Source organism: Bartonella sp. MR168JLCBS, assembly GCF_042194175.1.
In genome coordinates this window covers 1-981 of sequence record NZ_JBHIMP010000181.1, presented here as the reverse complement: position 1 = coordinate 981, position 981 = coordinate 1, and the positions used below count along the sequence as shown (strand labels likewise).

General features: G+C 40.7%; 1 protein-coding gene. It reads left to right on the top strand.

All coding sequences use genetic code 11. The features are described 5' to 3' along the window. Positions 1-981: BamA/TamA family outer membrane protein (locus ACFIK8_RS10180; RefSeq protein WP_375669355.1), on the top strand; the 981-nt coding region annotated here is incomplete at both ends.

The following is a 981-nucleotide window of genomic DNA, read 5'->3' as shown; positions in this document are numbered from 1 at the left end:
GAGATCTTTCTTTTTCTGGAGGTTATACAACGGGTGGTACAAGCCCTGGTATGTCACTTGAGGTATCTGTTACCGCGCGTAATCTTGGAGGCCGAGGTCAGTATGTTCGTTTAGGCTTGGGTGCTGGGCAAGAAAAATCTCGTAATTACAATTTAGCGTTTGTTGATCCTTATTTCTTGGGTTACCATTTATCTGCTGGTGTTGATATTTTTCGCAGTACTTATCGTGCTGACAAAGCATATGATGTACGGCAGACGGGTGGGGCACTTCGATTTGGGCTGCCTATTAATGATCAGTTATCTGCTAATTTATCTTATTCTTATGTGCAGGAAGAATATGATTTTGGTGAAGATTATGACTTTACCAAACCGAGTGATCTGCAAAAATTATACGAGAAATATTCTGGTGCGATTGTTCAAGCGGCTCGACATAGCCCTTGGAAGCGTTCATCAATTAGTTATGGTTTAACTTATAATACTATTGATGATATGAAAAATCCACATAATGGATGGTATATGCGTGTTCTTCAGGAATATGCAGGACTTGGTGGGAATGCGAAATTCTTGAAGACAACGGGTAAAGCGATGATGTACAAGACGCTTTCTGATCAGATGGATCTTGTCGGTTTACTCTCGTTTGGTGCTGGCTATATCCACGAAATAGGCCGAGAGGGTGTTCGTATCTTCGATATGTTTAAAGTAAATTCTGATATGATCCGTGGATTTAAATACAACGGAATAGGTCCACGTCAAGTTTCCAATAAAGGTGAAGTTTATTTCTTAGGGGGAACAACATATATGAATGCGACTGCTGAATTACAGTTTCCTATACCTGTTGTGCCTGAAGGATTAGGATTTCGCGGTGCGTTATTTGCCGATGTTGCAACGCTCTATGGCAATAATTATAAACCTACTTTGCAAGGTGAAATGCCTGTTACAAATCTCAAAAGTGCATGGCGTTCGTCTGCAGGTGTTAGTTTGA